A 19,768-nucleotide genomic window follows, 5' to 3' on the forward strand; every position below is an offset into this window, starting at 1 on the left:
TTTGACGCTTCAATGGGTTCACTAGTGGCGCGCTTGATGAAACGAAAATTGCTAAAGGTCGCTCAGTCCATTCAAAAACCTGTTTGATGAATTCTAGGCACCTTTTCTGCATCCCCGCAGACGAATTCCGCCCGCAAGTCAGAGCTTATCTTGCGGGCGTTGTCATACCCACCATGCGGTGATGATGATGTTCCACTTAAGTGTTGATGTTACTTGAGATCGAATCGTTGCTGCGGGGCTATGGGTTCGTCGCCCATGTGCTGAGCGATGCAATGGGTCGGATGATGCCTTGGGGGTCATTTCGCGCGTTGATCAGGCATCGTAAAAAATCGCCATAAGGGCACTGTCATGTTTTATTCGAACTAGACGACGGTGCTCTCACTTTCGAAGTCGCGATCTTTTCTGATCTTAGGACGTACCTGAATCACACTTAAACCTATGGCCCGTCATGTTTCTGCCACTTTGGGCGGGTCATCCTGCGGGTATTCAAAGATCATTTTTATAAAATAGCATTTCAGAGGTGGCGGTTGTGCGGCTAAATCAAATTGATGGGGCTCGAGGTTTCTTTCTTCTGAGTATGATGCTCGGCCACTTGGCAAGCTTCATTCCGAGCCACGTTGGACGTCTCACGCATCACAGCAACGGGTTCGTTGATTCCGCGCAAGGTTTCGTGACTATTTCTGGCATTGTAATTGGCTTGGTTTTTGGCAGGCGGCTCTTGCACGATGAGGTAGGGGTGGTGCGCCGAAAGCTCCTATCGCGCATTGGCGTGCTATGGCGCTGGCAAGTGTTCCTGCTTGCGTCCGTCATCGTAATTTCAGCTTGCCTGCCAAACGTTCCTACGGCCATCGCTGCACAGGCGGGAGACATGCCTTGGTTGACGGCCCTGCTGGGAGCCACGCTTATCTCGGGCCCAGTTTTCGTAGACATTCTTCCTATGTATCTGATCTTTATGGTGTTCACGCCCGCAGCGCTGGTCGCGATGAATCGTGGGCAATGGGCACGTGTTGCGGCAGTTTCGTTGATGGCTTGGGCTCTAGGGCAAACAAACATACCAGAAATAGCTTTAAGAGCATTCTTTGATCAAACTGGACTTGTCGATCAAGGTGCTTACGTTGCTCTCTATTTCAATCGTCTGGGTTGGCAAGTGCTATATTTTGCCGGTCTGGCGGGGGGCTTCTTGATGGCACAGAACCGTCTATCATTGGGGTTCATGCATGGCGTGATTGGTCGAAACCTCGCACTAGCTAGTATTCTGCTCGCAATTGTGTTCTTCGCATTACCTCGATTGGTTGCGTATGGTGGCCTCGAAGTTGAAACAAACAACTTCCTTTTTTCCCTCTTTGATCGCCAAAGTATGACGCCGCTACGCATTGCTGTTTTTGCCGCGCATTTCTATCTCGCTCTTTGGATTTTGATTGTGGCACCTACTGCTCGTGCGCGGTGGATGCGTAGCCTTTCGCATAAGCTGAACGCCCTCCTGACCTGGAGACCGTTAGTACTTCTGGGACAGCACTCACTGCCCGTCTATGCTTGGCATGTACTGCTTTGTTATCTTCTTGCGATCTTCGCGGCGACAGGCTTAAACGCTGCTCCTTGGTTTATCCGTGAAGTTGTGGCGGTGCTAACAGCACTTACGCTTTTTGTGCCGGCGATATTCCACGCTCAGTTTCAGCGATACGTCCGCGTCTCGCGGCCCGTTCATAGCTTTGCGGCGCGAAAATCCATTTGACAAAAAGTGCCCCCCTTGTCAGATTGCCAGCAGACGAATTCCGCCCGCAGGTCAGATAGACCTTGCGGGCTTTTTCATATCCGGCGCTTGAGGTGCGGAATGTTTCACTTGCAAATCAACCGTTCACAGTTTGACCGTGCGCTTGAGGGCGTTTCCGAAAAGCGGATGCCATGGGCGGCGGCGAATGCGTTGAACGATACCGCCAAGGATGTGCTGACCTATATGCAAGATCGGATGGAGGTCGTGTTCGATCGTCCGACGCGGTTTACCAAGAACGCTTTCATGGTCTGGAAGGCCAATCCGCGAAACATGACGGCGGCCGTGCAGGAACGTAACTCGGTTGGACCTCGGCACTTCCTCAAGGTTCAAGAGCGGGGCGGGTCTCGCGGCCAGACGGGTTTGGAAGGTCTGCTCTCATCGCGCTTGGCCTATTCCGGCGTTCTCGCCGCGGCGATCCCGGCGGACGGGGCGAAGTTGGACGCGTTTGGCAACTGGTCAAAGGGCGAGCGCAACCAGGTCCTCTCGGCGTTGGGTGCGCAGCGCGATACGCGGAGCAATGCCACGGATGCCTCGCGCAAACGTGAGAAGAACCGCGCGAGTTACTTCGTGCCCAAGCATGGGCTGACGCCCGGCGTGTATCGTCGCGAGACGAACGGCGCGCTCAATATCGTGCTGGCCTTCGTTGATCACGCGCCGGTCTATGAGAAGCGCCTTGGGTTCTATGACGGTGCGGGCGAGGTGTTCGAGGAACGCTTGCCAATTAATTTGCGAGCGTCGTTGGAAAAGGAGCTGGCGAAAGCGGCTCTGAAGGCGGGCAGGTAAGCGCGGGTCCTTCCCGAGCGGGTTTGCGTCACGGGTAATTCGCGCCCCGACTGTTCCGTGCCGCTTAACTTAACGCAAAGCCTTAACAACAGCGCTTAACTATCTGACTTAACATAGTTCGTGCGAGAAAGGGAGGTCGACGTGCAAGTAAATGCAGCACGTTTGGCAGATGCTTTAGGCGTCTCCCGCGCGCGCATTTCTCAATATGTCGCGTCCGGTGTTTTGTCGGGTTGCTTCACCGGCGAAGGACGCCAGCGCCTGTTCGATATCGATCGCGCGACGGCGGCGCTCAAGGGCGGGCTCGATCGCGGGCAGATGATGGGGAATGGCGCGGCGACGAAGAAAGCACTGCGCGAGATTGATGATGCGGGGCCCAAGGCATCGCCAAGGCCTGTGCCCAAAGCCGTTGCGGCCGCGCCGCGCGGAGACGGGGCTTTGTCGCCCGCCGATCCGGATCGCTACGAGCTGGCGCGGACGCAAAGTGCGGAAGAAGATGCCCGGCGCAAACGGCGCGACAATGAGCGCGACGAGGGGCGTTGGGTGATCGCGGCTGAGGTCGAGCAGGCGACCGCGCGGCTCGTCTCGCAAGAGATCGGCAAATTCGAGACGGTGCTGCGCGATGGGGCGCGGTCTGTCGCTGATAAGATGGGCGTCGATTATCGCGAGACGCGGCAGATCCTGATGCAGGTCTGGCGCGAGTATCGATCGCGGCGGGCGAACGAGTTGATGATCGATGCGCAAAGCACCGTTTTGACGGAGGCTGAACGAGAGGCGGAACGCTGATGGGGTTCATTGGATCGGCAGAGGCCGCAATCCTGCGGGGGATGGAACAGGCAATGCTGCCGCCACCGCCGCCCGATATCACGCGCTGGTGCGAGGAGAATATCGAGTTTGACGAGCGTTCGCCCTTCGCGGGCAAGTTCGACATCGCGCGCTTTCCGTTTTTGCGCCGGATCCACGAGGTGCTCTCGCCGGAACATCCGAGCCGTGAGGTGACGCTGCGCGGATCGGCGCAATGGGGCAAGACGGTTTCGGTTTTGAACCCGACCTTGGGCGCGTGGCATGAATACGGGCCGCTCGATAGTTTGGTGGTTCACCCGACATCGTCCTCGGCCACCGAATGGGTGCGGGCGAAATGGATGCCGATGCGCCGGCAAGCGCCAAGCCTGCGGTTGATCTTCGGGGATGGGCGCGGCGAGCAAACCGATACGCTGCACAACCAAGAAACGGTGCGCCGTGATGGCACGTTGAAGGTCGCGAGCGCCGGTTCGCCGGATGATCTCGCAGGAACGACGCGACGGCTGGTGTTGATGGATGACGTCTCGAAGTTCGAGATGACGCCCAAGGGCGATCCCGAGCAGCTGGCGGTGAGCCGTGCGAGCGGGTTTGACGAGGCCAAGATTGCGCGGATTTCGACGCCGCAGATCGTGGGGACGTGCCGGATCACGCGGGCGTTTAAACGATCGACGCAGGAATATTACAACCTGCCATGCCCGCATTGCGGCAACATGGCGCCGCTGACTTGGGAGAACTTCCGCAAGAACATTGATCCCGAACGGTTGGCGGCGGCGCATTTCACCTGCGAGGCCTGTGGCTGCGTGATCGATCATAGCCATAAGGAGGCGATGGTCGCGAAGGGTGTCTGGATCCCGGTGAACCCGACCGGAGATCATCCGGGCTTTCACCTGTGGCGGGCTTATGTTCCGCAACGTGATTGGGCCTCGATCGCGGTGGAATACGCGCAGGTGATGGGATGGACGGGTCTCGCGATGACGGCAGAGACCGAGGAAAAATTTGCCGAACAGGTCGACGCGCAGACCGAGCAGACGTTTTTCAACGATGTGTTGGGCCTCCCATACGAGCAAGCGAGCAAGGGGCCTGATTGGGAAAAGCTGCGCGACCGCGTGGAACATGCCGATGAGGAAAGCGGCAAGGCGCTGCAATGCGGGATCGTGCCAGCCACTGGCGTGATCTTGGCGGCGGGCGTCGATTGCCAGGGAGATCGCACGGAGATCCAGATCGTTGCATTCGGGCGCAACTACCGCCGTTGGGTGATCGATAATCAGGTGATCCCGCACCACATCAGCACCGATGAGGCGCGCTCCGCGCTCAATCAGGTGTTGAAATCGACATGGCGGACGGAAGTAGGGCGTCGGATCGCGCTTGATGTGCTGGCGATCGATGGTGGCGCTTACACCGAGGACGTTTGGGATTGGGCGCTCAAGCATCCCTACACCCGCGTCATCGTCACCAAGGGTGCGACCAGCGCGATGGCGGCCCCGTTGAAGCGAATGGAGTTCGACAAGCGCAGCGACCGGATGGCGCGGCGCAAACGCAAGCAGGGCTTCATCGTCGGGGTCAGCCAATTGAAGGCCGATTTCTACACTTGGCTCGAGAAAGACGATCCGGCGGAGCGCGGGTTTTGCGCCTTCGCGGCGGGGCTTGGGGATGAATATTACCGCCAAGTCACCGCCGAGGTGCGGATTTTGAAACGCGCGACCTCGGGCGTGATGGTCAGCCGCTGGGTCGTCTCGGAAGCCGGTCGCCGCAATGAGGCGCTCGATACGATGCTAATGGCCGAGGCGGGCGCGCGGTTCAAGCAATGGACCTATATGAGCGATGCGATGTGGGACCAGCTCGATCTTGAACGCGGCGGGCCTGCGGAGGAGCCGCAGGGCGATCTGTTCACGGCGGCCGTGGCGGTCGTTGCAGATCCTAAACCAGAATCGGCACCCGCGCCCGAACTATCGGGGCGTTTGGCACCGGCACCTGTGACGCCGCGCGTGTCCGAACACACCGCCGCAAACGCCCCTGCGGGCAGCGGTTGGATCAAAAAGAGGGATAAGTGGCTGTGAGCTCATTCACACAACAACAATACCAAACCCTCTGCGGGATGCTCGCGAAGGGGGTGACCAGCGCGAAGCTGGGCAACGGCGAGGAAGTCTCGTTCCGCAGTCTCGATGAGATGCTGCGGATCAAGGCACTGATGGAGCGGAGCTTCGCGCCTGCCGTGCCGAGCGGTCAGCGTTACCCGACCTTCCGAAAGGGCTAAGCCAATGAACATGTTTGAGCGGGCTATCGTGGCGGTTGCGCCCCGGTGGGCGGAGGGGCGTGCGCGGTCGCGGGCGGTGGTTGCGCATTACGATGCGGCAACGGTCGGGCGGCGATCCAGCAGCATCCGCGCGGATCGCAGCGATGCCGATGCGGCAGGGCGTAAACGCGCGCTGATGGCGGCTTATTCGCGCGACATGGTGCGCAACACGCCCTTCGCCACGCGGGCGCAGGCGGTGATCGCGGGCAATGTCGTGGGCGATGGCATCTTGCCCAAGGTCCAGATCAAGGGGGGCAGCAAGCTCAACGATGATGTGAAAAAGCGCATCCGAGCGCGCGGATTGGAGCGGATCGAGTCGCTGTTCGATACGGTCGAGATTGACCGCCAAAAGCGCAATAATCTCTACGGGCTGCAACGGCTGGTGATGAATACGGTCGTGGATGCGGGCGAATGCCTCGTGCGGTTCTATCCCGGCTCGGATGCGCGCGGCTCACTGCCCTTGGAGCTCGATGTGTTGGAGCCCGATTACCTCGACACGTCCAAGCTGTCCTTCGCACCGGATGGTTCCGAGATCCGCGAGGGGATTGAGTATGACGCGGAGAAACGCCGCGTGGCCTATTGGCTGTTCCCCGAGCATCCGGGCGGGGATTGGTCGCCCGGCACGCGGCGCGGGATTTCGGAGCGGGTTCCGGCGGAAGAGGTTTTGCACATCTACCGCACCGATCGCCCGGGCCAGCAACGCGGTGTGACTTGGTTCGCGCCGGTGATGCTTCGGCTGCAAGACCTCGACGATCACGAGGATGCGCAGCTGATGCGCCAAAAGATCGCGGCCTGCTTTGCGGCGTTCCGCGTTTTGGGCGATGGCGGCAACGCCTCGGCGCAGGCGCGTCCGGCACCGGATACGATCATGCCAGGGATGATTTACGACCTCACCGATGGCGAGGATGTCAAATTCGCAGCGCCTCCGGGCGTTGAGGGATACGACGAATTCACGCGGTCGGTGCTGCGCTCGGTCGCGGCGGGGATGGGGCTGAGCTATGAGGCGCTCAGCGGCGATCTTGCGCAGGTCAATTTCAGCTCGGCGCGGATGGGCCGGATCGAGATGGATGCCAATGTCAGCGTTTGGCAATGGCTGATGCTGATCCCGCAACTCATGCACCCGATCGGCAAACGCTTCATTGAAGCATGGGCGGCGGTGGATGCGGCGGAGATGGCGGCGGCGGGCATTCCGGAAGACATCTGGGATGATTTGTCGATCAGCTGGGTGCCGCCGCGCCGCGTGATCGTTGATCCGGCGCGCGAGTTTACCGCGTTGAAAGAGGCGGTGCGCGCGGGCTTTGCCTCCCGCCAGCAAGTGGTGCGCCAGCTTGGCATCGATCCGGAACGCCTCATGGAAGAGATCGCGCAGGATCGCGCGGATGCAAATACGCTCGACCTGATCTTTGACAGTGATCCGCGGTCCGATCTCGGGCGGTCGGTTGAGACCAATTTGAAGGAGACCAAGACAAATGACTGAGCTGCTTCTTTACGGCACGGTGGGGTCCTCGTTCTGGGATGAGGACTATTTCACCGCCAAACAGGTGCGCGATCAGCTTGCGGGGCTGTCTGGCCCGCTGACGGTGCGCCTCAATTCCGGCGGCGGCATCGCGACCGAGGGCCAAGCGATTTACACCGCGCTGCGTGGATACGATGGGCCGGTGACGGTGATCGTTGAAGGCATCGCGGCCTCTGCGGCCAGCTTGGTTGCGATGGCGGGCGACACGATCACCATGTCGATGGGCGCGGTGATGATGATCCACGATCCGGCGACCTGGTATGTTGAGGGGCGCGGCACGGAAGAGGATCACCTGCAAGCGGCCAATAGCCTGCGCGTGATCGCGAACGCCTATGCCGGCATCTATGCCAAGCGCGCCGCGATCAGCGTCGATGAGGCGCGCGAAATCATGAAATCCGAAACCTATTTCGACGGTTTGAGCGCCGTTGAAGCAGGGTTTGCGACCATCGCCGAGGGTGATGGCGATGAGACGGCCCCTGCGGCCTTCGACTACCGGCTCTATGCCAAAGCGCCTGCGGATTTGCGGGCGCGGGCGGGCGAGCTGCGCGCAACACGCGCACGCGCATCGGTCTTCGCCATGATGGCGGGGGCCCCAAATCCCAACGGAAAGAAGGAACGCACCATGGGTAAACCCAACATGACCAAGATCACCGCCTCTGATGCGGCTGACACGGATGAGCTGGCCGAGGAAGACGATGTGACGGCATCGCAAGACGACCAGACCGATGAGGTCGCGGAAGAGACTGACGAAGTGACCGCCGAGGAAACCGATGACGCGGGCGAGGACAAGGAAGAGGACGGCGCAAGCCCGGCGGAGGCGCTGGCCATCGTGCGGATGTGCGCGCGTCAGGGCCTGAGCAGCGATCGCGCGGCGGATTTCCTCGCGCGTGGTTTGACCTGCCGCGAGGCTGTCGCGGAATTGAACGGGAAGGGTTCCAAAGTGAAAATGACCAACCATGCGCCGCGCGCGCGGATCCTGCGCGATGAGCGTGACACCCGCCGCACGGCAATGTCGGCGGCAATCGTGGCGCAGATCAGCGGCGCGGGCGCGGTGGATGCCGCCTCGCGTCCGTTTATGGATCTATCACTCGTTGAGATGGCGGCGCAGTGCATCGGCCATCGCGGGCCAATCCGCAATTCGGGGCAGCGCCTCGACGTTATGATGGCGGCGAGCCACGCGACGAGCGACTTCCCCGCAATCTTCCAGAACGCGTTGAACAAGCAGCTCCAAGACCGCTACGCGCTCGCCGTGCCGACCTATCGCGCGATCTCGAAAAAGAAGAACTTCCGCGATTTCCGCCCGATGCCTTTGGTCCGTGCCGGTGATTTCCCGATGCTCAAACCGATCAGCGAGACGGGGGAAATCAAGTTCGGCACCTTCGGCGAAAGCGGTGAACAAGCGCTGATCAGCTCCTACGCAGTTGGCGTGACGATCAGCCGCCAGATGATCATCAATGATGACCTCGGTGCGATCGATGAGGTGCTGTCGAGCTACGGCGAAACCGTTGCGTTCTTTGAAGAAAAGACGTTCTACGCCTATGCTTTGTCTGCACAAATGGCGGATGGAAAAACGCTGTTCCATGCCGATCACGGCAACCTTGCCACGACGGCTGCGGCGATCAACACAGCCAGCGTCTCGAAAGGCCGCGCGGCGATGCGCAAGCAAAAATCGATCGATGGCAATACAATCATGTCCAACGCGCCGAGCATCCTTCTGTGCGGCCCCGACAAGGAAACCGAGGCCGAGATGTTCCTCGCCTCGATCACGCCGACGGCCACTTCGGACGTGAACCCGTTCTCGGGCAAGCTGACGCCTGTCGTGACCAGCGAGATCACGGGCAATCCGTGGTATTTGTTGAGCGCGGCCAATCCGTGCTTCGTGCATGGATTCTTGGAAGGGGCCGAGGCTCCGCGCCTGCGCACAGAGGAACCGTTCGGGACGCAAGGCTTCTCGATGACGCTGGAGCATGATTTCGGGATGGGTGCTGTGGATCATCGCGGCGGCTACAAAAACGCCGGCGCATAAGCCGGTCGATCACAGTTTTGACGAAAGGGCGCCGCGGGGCGCCCTTCGTCGCTTTCAAACACAACCATGGGAAAATGACATGAAAAACTTTGTTCAAAAGGGCGATTGCGTCACCCTGACGGCGGGCGCTGATGTGCTCGGGGGCGGGCTTGTTGTGGCGGGCGTCTTGTGCGGTGTGGCACAGCACGACGCGCTGGCGGGCAATCCGGTCGAGGTGATGCTGACGGGGGTTTACGACCTTGCGAAGGTCTCGGCGCAGGCGTGGGATGAGGGTGATGCGATCTATGCCGATCCGGCCACGGGGCTTGCCACGACCGCGAGCACGGCGGGGAACCTGTTCATCGGTGCCGCAATTGCTGTTGCGATCAATCCGTCCGCGACGGGCACGGTGCGTCTGAACGGGTCCGCGCCGGAAGCGGTCACCGCGTAACATGCGCGAGCTGTTTAGCGGCATCTCCGGATTGCTGAACGATGTGTTTGGCGATCCGGTCAGCTACCAGCCTGCGGGCGGTGCGGCGCGGGTGGTGCAATCGGTGTTCCGGTTTGAGGATGCGCTGTCATCGGGGCCGGACGGGCATGATGTGCTCATGCTCTTGCCGATCTGGCGTGTGCCGAAAGACCTCGGGATCACACCTGCCAAGGGCGATCTGATCCAGCCTGGTGACGGGAAAACCTACGAGATCGTCAACCAACGCCCGAGCGTTTCGCCCGCAGATGACCGCTTTATCATCTGCGAGCTCGAGGAGGTTGCATAATGCATTACCGCGCAACCTTCCGCGAAACGGTGCGGGTGGCGATGATGATGAGCGCAGAGTTCAGCGCCTTCAATCAGCGATCGGCTTGGGCGCAAACGATCGACGCGTCCGAGTTGCCGGTGTTCGGCGTTGCCACGCCGCGCGAGACCAAGGTGCTCGATGCGCAGGATGTCTCGACGCGCAGCACGCAGCTGATCGTGGTGCTCAAGCGCCTCGGCGGCGATGATCTCGAGGATGTTCTCGATTTCGACAGTGAGGCGGTGGAACGGATCGTGCTCACAGCCTTGCTCGCTGACCCGCAGCGGATGGCGAGCCTGAGCGATACCGAGGTGACAATTGACGGTTCCGGCGCGCAGCGCGTGGGTACGTTGCAAATGACGTTCCGGATCGAGGGCTGGCCCTTGGAACCGGATTACGGCGCGGGCGACTGACGCCTAAACCATTCAAAACATAGGAGAGTGACATGTCTGCAAGCAGCGGCGTGACCCGTGGGTATGGCTCAACGGTCCGCATTGGCGTGGGCGAAACCCCGACCTGGACAAAGCTGGTGGGGGTTGAGGAATTCGACTTCCCCGATCAGACGCCCGACGATATCGACACGACCCATCTGGAGAGCCCCGGTGATACCGAGGAGAGTATCAACGGCATGAAAAAGGCCGTCGATTGGGATTTGGCAATTCAATATGCGCCCGGCAGCGCGACGGATGTACTACTGACGGGGCTGATGGTTTCTGGCGAGGATTTCTTGCTCGAGATCAAAGCAGTGGGGGCAACGGAGCGCACTTGGGCGGCCTATGTCAAAAGCTACCGCCCGACCGGTATCAACGCGAAAAGCAAGATGATGGCCACGGCCAAAATCCGCGTGAAGGCGGAGGTGATTGACTGATGGCGGGCCCGTTGAAAGGTGAAGTGCATCTGAGTTTTGAGGGCAAGCAGCTCACGCTTGTCCTCGATTTCAACGCGCTTTGCGAGTTTGAAGCGCAGATCGGTGAGGGCGCGCAGGCGCGGATGATGCTGATCGAGCAGGGCAAGGGGACGTTCTCGGATATGCGGGCGCTCCTTTGGGCGATGTTGCAAACCCACCATCCCGAGATCGATCTGAAAACCGCCGGTCAGATCATCGGTGCAAATCTCGATGATGCAGGGGCGGCGTTTGGCAAGGCTTTCGAGGCAGCGTTTCCTGATGGCGGAAAAAAGCCCAAAGCGATCCGGACGAAAACACGGGCGGGCAAGACCAGTCAGGGTCGCTAGATTTTGAAGCGGCGCTGACGGCCCATATCGTGGCGGGGTTTGACCCTGCCGCGTTCTGGCGCCTGACGCCGCGGCTCTACCTCGCGCAGCTCGAGGGCGCGCGGCAACGCTCCGCGCGGGATCGGGCGATGATCGCCGAGGCCGCTTGGATCGGAGCGAACGTCAATCACAAAGGCCTTGATCAGTATATCGCAGAGCTTCAGCAAACCGCCCCGCGCGAGCCGTTGCCCGTGGAAGCGCTCGCGGGGCAACTCGCGCGGGCCTCGGCGCAGGTCGGCGTGATCCGGATGGCCGATTATCTCAATTCGAAAAGGTGAACCATGTCGACAGTTGCAGCACTGCGCGCCACGCTTGGGCTTGATGGATCGGCCTTCCGGCAAGGGTTGAATGCCGCAAAGGGTGAGGCCAGCGCGTTCTCGTCCACGCTGCAAAAGCTGATTGCGCCAGTCGCGGCGGCGATCGGGGTCGCGTTCTCGGGCGCGGCTATTCGCAACCAGATGGCCTATATCGACGCGCAGGCGAAGATGGCGCAATCGCTTGGCACCACCTCCGCCTCATTGCAGGTGATGGAGCGCGCGGGCGAGCTGGCGGGGGTTAGCCTCGACTCGGTCGAGCAATCCGCAAAAGACCTTCAACGCCGTTTGAGCCAAGCGGCATCGGGCGGGGGGCCGGTGGCGGATGCGCTCGCGAAGATACACCTCAACGCGCAAGATTTGATGGCGCTGCCGCTCGATCAGCGGGTGGCGGCGATCAACGGCGCGATCAACGAGTTTATTCCGGCCGCGCAACGCGCCGCGATCGCGGGGCAGTTGTTCGGAGAGGAAGGCTCTCTCTTGATGACGCGGCTTGATCCGGCGACGATTTCGCAGGCGGCCACCGAGATCAGCAGCCTTGGCTACGCGATCAGCGAACTTGACGCGAACAAGATCGAGCAGGCCAATGATGCGATCTCGGCGCTCGGCCTGATCGGGGATGGGCTGGTCTCGCAGATCACGGTGGCACTCGCGCCTGCGCTCGATGCGATGGCGCGTGGGCTGGCGGCCGTGATGGCTGTAGGCGGGCCGGTGCGCGAGACGATCCGCGTATTGGGCGAGCAGATGGGGCGTTTGGCGAGCTATGCACTTGTGGCGGCTACGGCGCTATCTGCGCAATTTGTAGCGGGCGTAGCGATCGCGGTGGTTCAAACCTTCCGTTTGACCGGCGCGCTTGCGGCCTTGCGCGTGGCGCTGATGCGCACGGGGATCGGCCTTTTGATCGTGGCGGCGGGCGAGCTCGTCTATCAGTTCACGCGCCTCGTAAAGGGCGCGGGCAGCTTTGGCACAGCGATGTCAGCTGTGAAAGATGTGGCGGTCGAGGTCTGGGAACGGATCAAGATGGGGGCGTCGCTTCTAGGCGAGGAGATCGACCTCGTCACGCTCAAGATCAAAGCCTCGTTCGCGGGCGCGTTTGCATCGGTGCTTGAGGGTTGGGCCTCGATGATGGGCGCAATGGGCATTGAGGGCGGTGGCACGGGGGCTGCGGCGGCGCGGGCAACCGCGGATGAGCTGGCTTCGGGTGTCGCGGAATTCGGGGATAGTCTCTCAAAATCATGGGGCGCGGTCACTGCACCGCTCGCCTCGATGGAGGCGCTGCGCAGCGCGATGAATGGCACACAAGACAGTGCGAGCGGGACCAGCACGGAGATTGATGCGCTCAATGCCGCGCTCGATGACGTCGACGCGTCTGGTGGCGGGGCTGCGAAGGGTGTTGGGAAAACGACCTCGGCCGTTGAAAAACTGTCGGAGAAAATGAGCGCGACCAAGGACGCGATGAAGGGCGCATTTTCTGGCATCGTCACGGGCACCAAATCGGTGAAAGAGGCGCTGGCTGACTTGCTGCAAAGCTTCGCGACCTTCCTCGCGGAAAGCGCATTTGAAAACTTCTGGGCGGGTAGCGCTGGCACCTCGGGTGGGAGCGGCGTGATTAGCGGGATTGGCAAGCTTTTGGGGTTCGCCAACGGAACACCTTCCGCGCCTGGTGGCCTCGCGCTGGTCGGGGAGCGCGGCGCGGAGCTGGTGAACCTTCCTCGCGGATCGCAGGTCATTCCGGCCGAGAAGACGCGACAAATGATGGGCGGTGGCGGCACGCACACCACGGTGGATGTCGGCGTTTCTGTGAGCGATGACGGACAGTTACAGGCCTATGTTAATTCAATTGCTTCGCGGGAAGCGCAGGCGGCAGCGAAGAGCGCGGTGCGCAGCGGGTTCGCGCTGCAGCAATCTAGCAAGACGTTCACGAGGGCAAAATGACGAAAGTTTTCCAATGGCCTCCGGTTTGTCCGCGTGAGCGCAGCTTGCGGATCTCCGCGCCGATATCGTCGGAGCGATCCTTGCTCACGGGGCGGCGGTATGCGTCGTCGCGAGGCCGCGCGCGCTATGTTGCGGCCCTGTCCGTGAACTCGCACAGCCATGGCAAAACAGCGGCGGGCTATATGGAAGCTTTGGAGCGCTTGCTCGATGGGGGGCTTCATCTGATCCGGCTGTCGCTGTGGTCTAACGCGGTGCCGCGCAAACAACGGTGGTTGCCCGGCGGGGTTTTGGCTGTGGCGGTCGCCTCGGGCGATCTGCAATCTTTCACCCTCACGGGTATCCCGCCGCGGTATGAGCTCTTGCGGCCTGACGAGCCGTTCACCGTGGGCGGGGTGGTTTACCGCGCGGTGAACCGAGTGATCGGGGCGGAGGATCGCACGGCAACGGTGTTTGTGGCGGGTGATGTCGGGGCAGGCGGCGCGCTCACGATCGGGGGCGCAGAGAGCCGCGTGTTTGCAGTCGATAGCTTCCCAAGCCCGTCTCAGGCGGTCTCAAGCGCATGGTCCTACGACTGGGCGATGACGGAGGTGTTCGCGGATGAGGTTCAGGGCGGGTTTGAGGAGATCAATCCATGGGGGTGACGCGCGAGATTGGTGCGGCGACGCTGGATGCGCTGGAGGGGTATTTCCATCCTGTGCTGATGGTGCGGCTCGATTGGCCGACGGGCGAGATCCGCGCGCATAGCGGGACGGGGTTGCTGACCTACGGGGGCGAGACGTGGACGCCCGTGGGGCCGTTTGGATCGATCACCCTGCCGTCCGAGAGCTACGGCGCGGTGGTGGACGGGGCCACGTTGTCGATCATCGGTGAGATTGATGAATTGGAGGCGGAAGCGGATCAGAACGCGCGAGGGCGCGAGTGCGAGATCCTGTTTGCTTGCGCGACCGATCGCAACGGAACCGAACTCATTGGCGATCCGGTGAGCCTGTATTTCGGGACGGTGGACGTGACCTCCTTGCAGCTCAGAAAGACGTCGCACCAGCTCTCGATCACGCTCGGCGGTGGGCCAAAAGACCGCGACATGGCGGCGTTTTATCACAGCCATGAGGATCAATCGCGCCGCTTCCCTAATGACACGGCAGGGTTGCGGTTACTGGCCGCAACGGCGCGGGCGCAGACGCTGCAATGGCCTGAACAGTAATGGCGCAGATCATAAGCGCTGACGCCGCGATGGCGGCGGCGGAGCGCGCGATGTTGCGGCCCTTTGCGTGGGGCGTGGCGGATTGCTGCACGGCGGCTTGCGGGGCGTTTGCGGAGCTGCACGGGCTTGATCCGATGGCGCATTGGCGCGGGTATCGCACGGCGCGCGAGGCGCATCGCAACCTTGGCCGCGATCCTGCCGGAACAATCCGCGAGACGCTGGAACGGGCAGGGCTCGTTGAGGGCACCGCGATCGGCGGCATCGGCCTGACGCTGCACAAGGATCGCCCCTCATTGCTGCTGTGTGTCGGGCCCAATCGATGGGCTGGCAAAACTCAAAACGGCCTCGCGATTTTGCGGGCCTCAGTGATGGATTACCGCATTGCATAAACTGCTTTTTACAACCACGGCGCTGATCTGCTTTGCGACTAGCGCGGCGGCCGCGCCCGTGTTCACGGCTTGGGCGCTCATCCAATCGGGGGTTGGCTGGTCGGCGGCGATCGGGGCCGCGTTCGGCGTCTCCTCGACCTTCGTGAGCATCGCCGGATCGCTGCTGCTCAGTGCCGCCTCGGCCGCCTTGTCGCGCACGGGTTACAACACGGAAGCGGTCTTCACAGAACTGTCGCGCCCAACCGCCTTGCCCGCTTACCGCTTTGCCTACGGCGCGGGCTGGGTGCCCGGAACGCCTGCGGGGTTCCAAGTCGTTGGGGATATTTTCTACGGCGTCTGGATCCTCAATTCGCGCGAGAGTGAGGGGCCGTTTACGCTGCTGCTCGACAAACGCACCGTTGAGGCCAGCGGCGATCCCTATGATTTTGCGGGCGCGGGCGCGCAGGCGGTGAATGAGCCGTTCGTGGACCATCTGACCTATTGGATAGGGAAGGGCGATCAGACGTCATGCCCCGATGTGATCGTGGCGGAGAGCGACTATTTCGCGGCGACGGATGCGTGGCAGGGCAAGACCGTGTTGTGGATGCGCTTGGACGCGGGATCGGGAAGCGCGCGCTATGAGCGCTGGCCCTCGACGCCACCCGAGGTGGTGTTGGAGGGGAACTGGTCGCAGCTTTATGACCCGCGCACCGGTCTCACGACGCATAGCCGTAATCAGGCGCTTGCCGTCCTCGATGCGATGATGCGCAATCCGGTGCGGCCCTATCTCGCCTCGCAGCTCGATCTCGAGAGCTTCGCGCGCGCGGCCGATGTGGCGGATACGCTGATCACCAACAAGGACGCAAGCCAGACGCCGCAATTCCAATGCGACGGTGTGCTTGTCTGGTCGGACGGATCGGAGATCGAGGATCAGCTCGACCCGCTTTTGGCGGCGGGCGCGTCCCGGCTGATCCGTGTGGGCGGGCGGCGCGCGATTGTCCCTGCGGTTTACGTGCCGCCCGCCGTGACGCTGGACGAGTTCGTTGGCGACAGTCTGGAATTGCAGCGGCTGTCGTCGAAGGAGGATCTGCTGACGGAGGCGGTGGCGACTTACACCGCGCCCGATCGCGCCTATGAGACGGCGGAATCGCCCGCTTATGTTTTGGCCGGCGCGCAGGCGGAGGATGGCGGGGCCGCGCGCAGCGGATCGCTCTCGACCGCGTTTGTGATTGATCATCGCCAGGCGCAGCGCCTTGCCAAGATCGCGGTGATGCGGACGCGGATGCAGCGCGCCGTGTCGGGTGTGGCGCCGCCCTCCGCGTTTGAACTGCTGGCGGGGTCAACCTGCACGCTCAACATGCCGACGCTGAAGAGGTGGAACGGGGTTTATGAGGTGGAGGAGATCGCGCCCGCACTGATCCCGTCAAACGCGGATCAGGTCGCGATGCGCTGCCCGATCGTGCTGCGCCAAACCTCGCCCGAGATCTACGCATGGGATGCGGCAACCGAGGAGCAAGACGTTGAAGGCGCGACCTTCGATCCGTTCATCGCGCGGCTGCAAACGCCAAGCGCGCTTGCCCTGAGTTCGGGCACGGCAGCGGCGGAGATCATCGGTAACACGATCACGCCGCGGGTGCGGGTGGATGTGACGGCCGATCCGAATGCGACGGTCGAATGGCAGTATGAGACGCGGCCGATTGAGGGGACCCAGCTGCTCCTCCTGTGGCACGATGGCGACGATATCGGGCCGGATGCGGCGGACGCGACCGGCGCACGGACAGGCTACATCAGCCCGGCAAGCCTGAACGTCATCTACACGGTGCGCGCCCGCACAAAGGGCAATTACGGCTCGTCCGATTGGACGGCGGAGCAAGAGATCACCCCGACCGCGCCGGAAAGCGTCCTCGTCACACCGGAGCTCAGCGCGACCGGCGGCACGGGATCGATCGCGGTGCATTTCGATCAATCGCCGAGCCGCGATGCATCGGGCTTGCAGATCCTGATCGGGCCAAGCGCCGATCCGGACGATGCCACGCTGATCGATACCATCGCGGCAGGGCCCAACGTTTCCGGCAACCGGACCTACGCAAAATCGGCGGGCACTTACTACGTCTTCGCCCGCGCGATCGACCAATTCTCAAGCGCCTCGGCCGTCTCGGCCGGCGCCGTCGCAAACGTGTCTTAAGGAGCTGACATGGCAGTCACAAAAGCAACCGTCACCGGCCCAGTCTACGACGGGCGCGGGGATCTCCTCGCGGATGGCCGGCTGATTTTCACGCGCGGATCGTGGGACAAATCCGGCGGCGCGCTGGTGGTCCACGGGCAAGAGGGCGTCGACGTTTTAAACGGCGACTTCACGATCAGTCTCGCCTGCACGGACGGCGATCGCGGCCAGCTGATCAACGCCAGCTACATCTACCCCGACCACCAATCGGGCCGCCCGATCACTATGAACCTCGGCCAGTTCGCCTTGCCCGTGGCGGGCAGCTATGAGCTCGGCGATATCCTCGGCGCGGCGGATTACCCGCCAAGCACGCAGATCGATGCGCTTGCAGCGGCGCTGGCGGCGGCCGCGGTTGCGACGGCGGCGGCTTCGCAGACAGCGCTTGATAAACTTGCAACAGGGCTGTCTGCTGCGCAAGCCTCGGCGTTCCCGCTTGTGGGACGTGACACGCTTGCCGAACTTCTGGCAGATACGACAATCTCTTACACCGCAGGTGTGGGTAAAGTAGTCGTCTCCGTAGGCGATACGATTACAGTTCGCCAAGGCGAATACTCATACGAAGTTGTGAGCGCGGGAACTGCTGCATTTGACCGACTAACGGCGACAACTGGTTACACCCACGCTACGGCTGGCGGGGTTCTGCTCAAAGTCGTCGGGAACGATGTGCCAGACGCAGCCTTCTTTACCGCGACGAATGTAGACGATACCACGGGGTTGCAGCTTCATTTTGACTGGTGTGAGGTAAACAAGCAGCGCGCTATTCTAGTGCAAAAAGACTACTGGACGACTGATACTATTGTGTCCCGTTGTCGCGGCATTGAGGGCGGGACGCAATACGTCGATAGCGGAAACCCCGGAACTCGAATTTATATGAACCCTACAGTAATGGTAGATTTGAAACCAGTCATCCAGATTGCTGCCGGCATGTATGGCGGGGGGCAGGTGAACGGGGTGTCTGCGTTTGGCAATCAATCTTATACGATGCAGGATGCGGAGACTTGGTGCCCGAACCCTGCAAACCTGCCAGCGTATACAGCATTTGCTGCTGGTCCTGTAGGTTTTGAAATTATCGGAACTAATCAACCAACATTCACTAACTGCTCCACTAAGGGCGTAAAAGCAGGGCGGCTGGATAACAGTACAAACGGCCACATCTATTCAATCAACTCGAATTGGAATGGTTGGATGGCAGGTATCTACTGCAAGAAGAACTCGGAGGACTATTTCACGCTCGGTGGCAGTGTGAGCGGTCTGTTTGCTGGATACATGTATGGACATGGCTTCCACGCCAACCACTACGGCGGTGTGGCGGTCCGCATGATCGCTACGCATATGGGGTTTTCTGCTTACGGCTTCTACGAAGTCAATGACGCGACACTTCCCGCCGGGGTCAACGTATCCCTGAGCGGCTACTTAGATGTGCAGTTCGAGTATATTGGGGAGGCGATCATTTGTCAGACTGATAGTGGTGCGCTACAAGGGTTGGAAGTCGCTGGCTTCAAAATGTCGTGGTCGATCATACACGATTGGGCCACGCCTGCTTCTGGATGGGCCACTAACCTACACCCGTCCATCAAGGCCTACGACGACCAACAGCGTTACGCAATGCGTGTTGGTACGTTGACGCGGCGCATTGTGTTCAAGAATGGCTTCTCTTACACATCTGCGTTGCGCCGATCCCCTTACTGTTTAGCTTCTACTTCTGCCCAAGCATTGATTAGGGTGGTCATGTGGGATGGCGGTTTGATCTCTAATGATAGCGACTTCACCGCCGTTGGAAACGATATTTTTGTTTATAGCTATTCAGATGGCACGGTCGGTCCGTTCTTAAACAATCGCGGCGGGCAGGTTGTAAAGCGGGATAACTTAGTCATCAACAGGTCTGGCGTTCGCTACCCCAACCTAATCAAAGCGCCATTTGTGGCGAGTAGCTGGACCTCGATTAATGGTGGCATTATCACTCGTTATCCCATGTCGGACTTGGCGGCACGTCCGCAGCTTCTTCGTGATGAATATGACGGTGACAGCGGATGGTACGGCTACGGTGTGAGCGGCACAGGATCAGATCGCGGAATGGTGTCTGCGCTACCTGTATCTATTCCAGCGTACGGACGAGTGGCCGGTTTTAGCTTTTGGTATTACGGGGGGCCACTACGCGCTCGCCTCGCACTGTCGAGTGGCACATTATATGACACCACATACATCGCCACTACAGAATGGACTAAGGTAGTGGCAACTGGTCGAGTTCCACAGTCTCCTGTAACAAGTATCCAGTTCTTCGCGTCCGCTGACTTCTACATCACTCTGCCGACCGTGTTTGTTGATGATGTGAAGCCGTTCTCCCCGAGCCATGCGCCGATGGTTACGGGTAGCCTCGCAACATACGCGAACAACACTGCGGCGATTGCGGCAGGCCTTCCCGCTGGCAGCATGTATATGGTTACGGGCAGTGACCCGAGGCAGATCGCAATCGTTTACTAACGCCCCAACGGCA

General features: G+C 60.9%; 19 protein-coding genes. All 19 read left to right on the top strand.

Annotated elements, in window-relative coordinates; all coding sequences use genetic code 11:
- Nucleotides 1–529 precede the first annotated feature (529 nt).
- The 19 genes from opgC to SJY32_RS05120 all read left to right on the top strand — a co-directional run bounded on the left by opgC (nucleotide 530) and on the right by SJY32_RS05120 (nucleotide 19,755).
- A complete protein-coding gene (gene opgC / locus SJY32_RS05030) occupies nucleotides 530–1,732 on the top strand; it encodes an OpgC domain-containing protein (RefSeq protein ID WP_376872351.1) in 1,203 nt (400 codons plus the stop codon).
- A 99-nt stretch (nucleotides 1,733–1,831) separates the two neighbouring features.
- Nucleotides 1,832–2,554, top strand: a complete 723-nt coding sequence (locus tag SJY32_RS05035) for a hypothetical protein (RefSeq protein WP_376872354.1) — start codon at nucleotides 1,832–1,834, stop codon at nucleotides 2,552–2,554.
- A gap of 141 nt (nucleotides 2,555–2,695) precedes the next feature.
- Complete coding sequence (locus SJY32_RS05040) at nucleotides 2,696–3,337, top strand: hypothetical protein (RefSeq protein ID WP_376872357.1); 642 nt, start codon at nucleotides 2,696–2,698, stop codon at nucleotides 3,335–3,337.
- Nucleotides 3,337–5,409, top strand: coding sequence for a phage terminase large subunit family protein (locus SJY32_RS05045; RefSeq protein ID WP_376872360.1), 2,073 nt, complete (start codon nucleotides 3,337–3,339; stop codon nucleotides 5,407–5,409). The genes SJY32_RS05040 and SJY32_RS05045 overlap by 1 nt, the downstream gene beginning before the upstream one ends.
- The gene (locus SJY32_RS05050; RefSeq protein WP_376872363.1) at nucleotides 5,400–5,606 is read left to right on the top strand and encodes a phage head-tail joining protein; all 207 of its coding nucleotides are present in this window, start codon (nucleotides 5,400–5,402) and stop codon (nucleotides 5,604–5,606) included. Before SJY32_RS05045 ends, SJY32_RS05050 begins: the two co-directional genes overlap by 10 nt.
- Nucleotides 5,607–5,610: 4 nt before the next feature.
- The gene (locus SJY32_RS05055; protein WP_376872366.1) at nucleotides 5,611–7,122 is read left to right on the top strand and encodes a phage portal protein; all 1,512 of its coding nucleotides are present in this window, start codon (nucleotides 5,611–5,613) and stop codon (nucleotides 7,120–7,122) included.
- Nucleotides 7,115–9,187 (top strand): head maturation protease, ClpP-related, encoded by a 2,073-nt coding sequence (locus SJY32_RS05060; RefSeq protein WP_376872369.1) that lies wholly within the window; start codon nucleotides 7,115–7,117, stop codon nucleotides 9,185–9,187. Before SJY32_RS05055 ends, SJY32_RS05060 begins: the two co-directional genes overlap by 8 nt.
- A gap of 79 nt (nucleotides 9,188–9,266) precedes the next feature.
- The gene (locus SJY32_RS05065; protein WP_376872372.1) at nucleotides 9,267–9,617 is read left to right on the top strand and encodes a DUF2190 family protein; all 351 of its coding nucleotides are present in this window, start codon (nucleotides 9,267–9,269) and stop codon (nucleotides 9,615–9,617) included.
- Nucleotide 9,618: 1 nt separating this feature from the next.
- Nucleotides 9,619–9,942, top strand: coding sequence for a hypothetical protein (locus SJY32_RS05070; protein WP_376872375.1), 324 nt, complete (start codon nucleotides 9,619–9,621; stop codon nucleotides 9,940–9,942).
- On the top strand, nucleotides 9,942–10,373 hold the full coding sequence (locus SJY32_RS05075) for a hypothetical protein (protein ID WP_376872378.1): 432 nt from the start codon (nucleotides 9,942–9,944) through the stop codon (nucleotides 10,371–10,373). Before SJY32_RS05070 ends, SJY32_RS05075 begins: the two co-directional genes overlap by 1 nt.
- A gap of 32 nt (nucleotides 10,374–10,405) precedes the next feature.
- The gene (locus tag SJY32_RS05080) at nucleotides 10,406–10,828 is read left to right on the top strand and encodes a phage tail tube protein (protein WP_376872381.1); all 423 of its coding nucleotides are present in this window, start codon (nucleotides 10,406–10,408) and stop codon (nucleotides 10,826–10,828) included.
- A complete protein-coding gene (locus SJY32_RS05085; RefSeq protein WP_376872384.1) occupies nucleotides 10,828–11,193 on the top strand; it encodes a GTA-gp10 family protein in 366 nt (121 codons plus the stop codon). Before SJY32_RS05080 ends, SJY32_RS05085 begins: the two co-directional genes overlap by 1 nt.
- A 29-nt stretch (nucleotides 11,194–11,222) precedes the next feature.
- Nucleotides 11,223–11,510 (top strand): hypothetical protein, encoded by a 288-nt coding sequence (locus tag SJY32_RS05090; protein WP_376872387.1) that lies wholly within the window; start codon nucleotides 11,223–11,225, stop codon nucleotides 11,508–11,510.
- Between the two features lie 3 nt (nucleotides 11,511–11,513).
- Nucleotides 11,514–13,481 carry a hypothetical protein gene (locus SJY32_RS05095; protein ID WP_376872390.1) on the top strand — a complete coding sequence of 656 codons (1,968 nt, stop codon included), beginning with the start codon at nucleotides 11,514–11,516 and terminating at the stop codon, nucleotides 13,479–13,481.
- Complete coding sequence (locus tag SJY32_RS05100) at nucleotides 13,478–14,122, top strand: hypothetical protein (RefSeq protein ID WP_376872393.1); 645 nt, start codon at nucleotides 13,478–13,480, stop codon at nucleotides 14,120–14,122. The genes SJY32_RS05095 and SJY32_RS05100 overlap by 4 nt, the downstream gene beginning before the upstream one ends.
- Nucleotides 14,113–14,682, top strand: coding sequence for a hypothetical protein (locus tag SJY32_RS05105; protein ID WP_376872396.1), 570 nt, complete (start codon nucleotides 14,113–14,115; stop codon nucleotides 14,680–14,682). The genes SJY32_RS05100 and SJY32_RS05105 overlap by 10 nt, the downstream gene beginning before the upstream one ends.
- Nucleotides 14,682–15,071 carry a DUF6950 family protein gene (locus SJY32_RS05110; RefSeq protein WP_376872399.1) on the top strand — a complete coding sequence of 130 codons (390 nt, stop codon included), beginning with the start codon at nucleotides 14,682–14,684 and terminating at the stop codon, nucleotides 15,069–15,071. Before SJY32_RS05105 ends, SJY32_RS05110 begins: the two co-directional genes overlap by 1 nt.
- Nucleotides 15,064–17,235, top strand: a complete 2,172-nt coding sequence (locus SJY32_RS05115; RefSeq protein WP_376872402.1) for a phage tail protein — start codon at nucleotides 15,064–15,066, stop codon at nucleotides 17,233–17,235. The genes SJY32_RS05110 and SJY32_RS05115 overlap by 8 nt, the downstream gene beginning before the upstream one ends.
- A 9-nt stretch (nucleotides 17,236–17,244) precedes the next feature.
- Nucleotides 17,245–19,755, top strand: a complete 2,511-nt coding sequence (locus SJY32_RS05120) for a hypothetical protein (protein ID WP_376872405.1) — start codon at nucleotides 17,245–17,247, stop codon at nucleotides 19,753–19,755.
- Nucleotides 19,756–19,768: the final 13 nt, after the last annotated feature.

The organism is Albirhodobacter sp. R86504, assembly GCF_042466415.1.
In the GTDB taxonomy this organism is placed as follows: Bacteria; Pseudomonadota; Alphaproteobacteria; order Rhodobacterales; family Rhodobacteraceae; genus Albirhodobacter.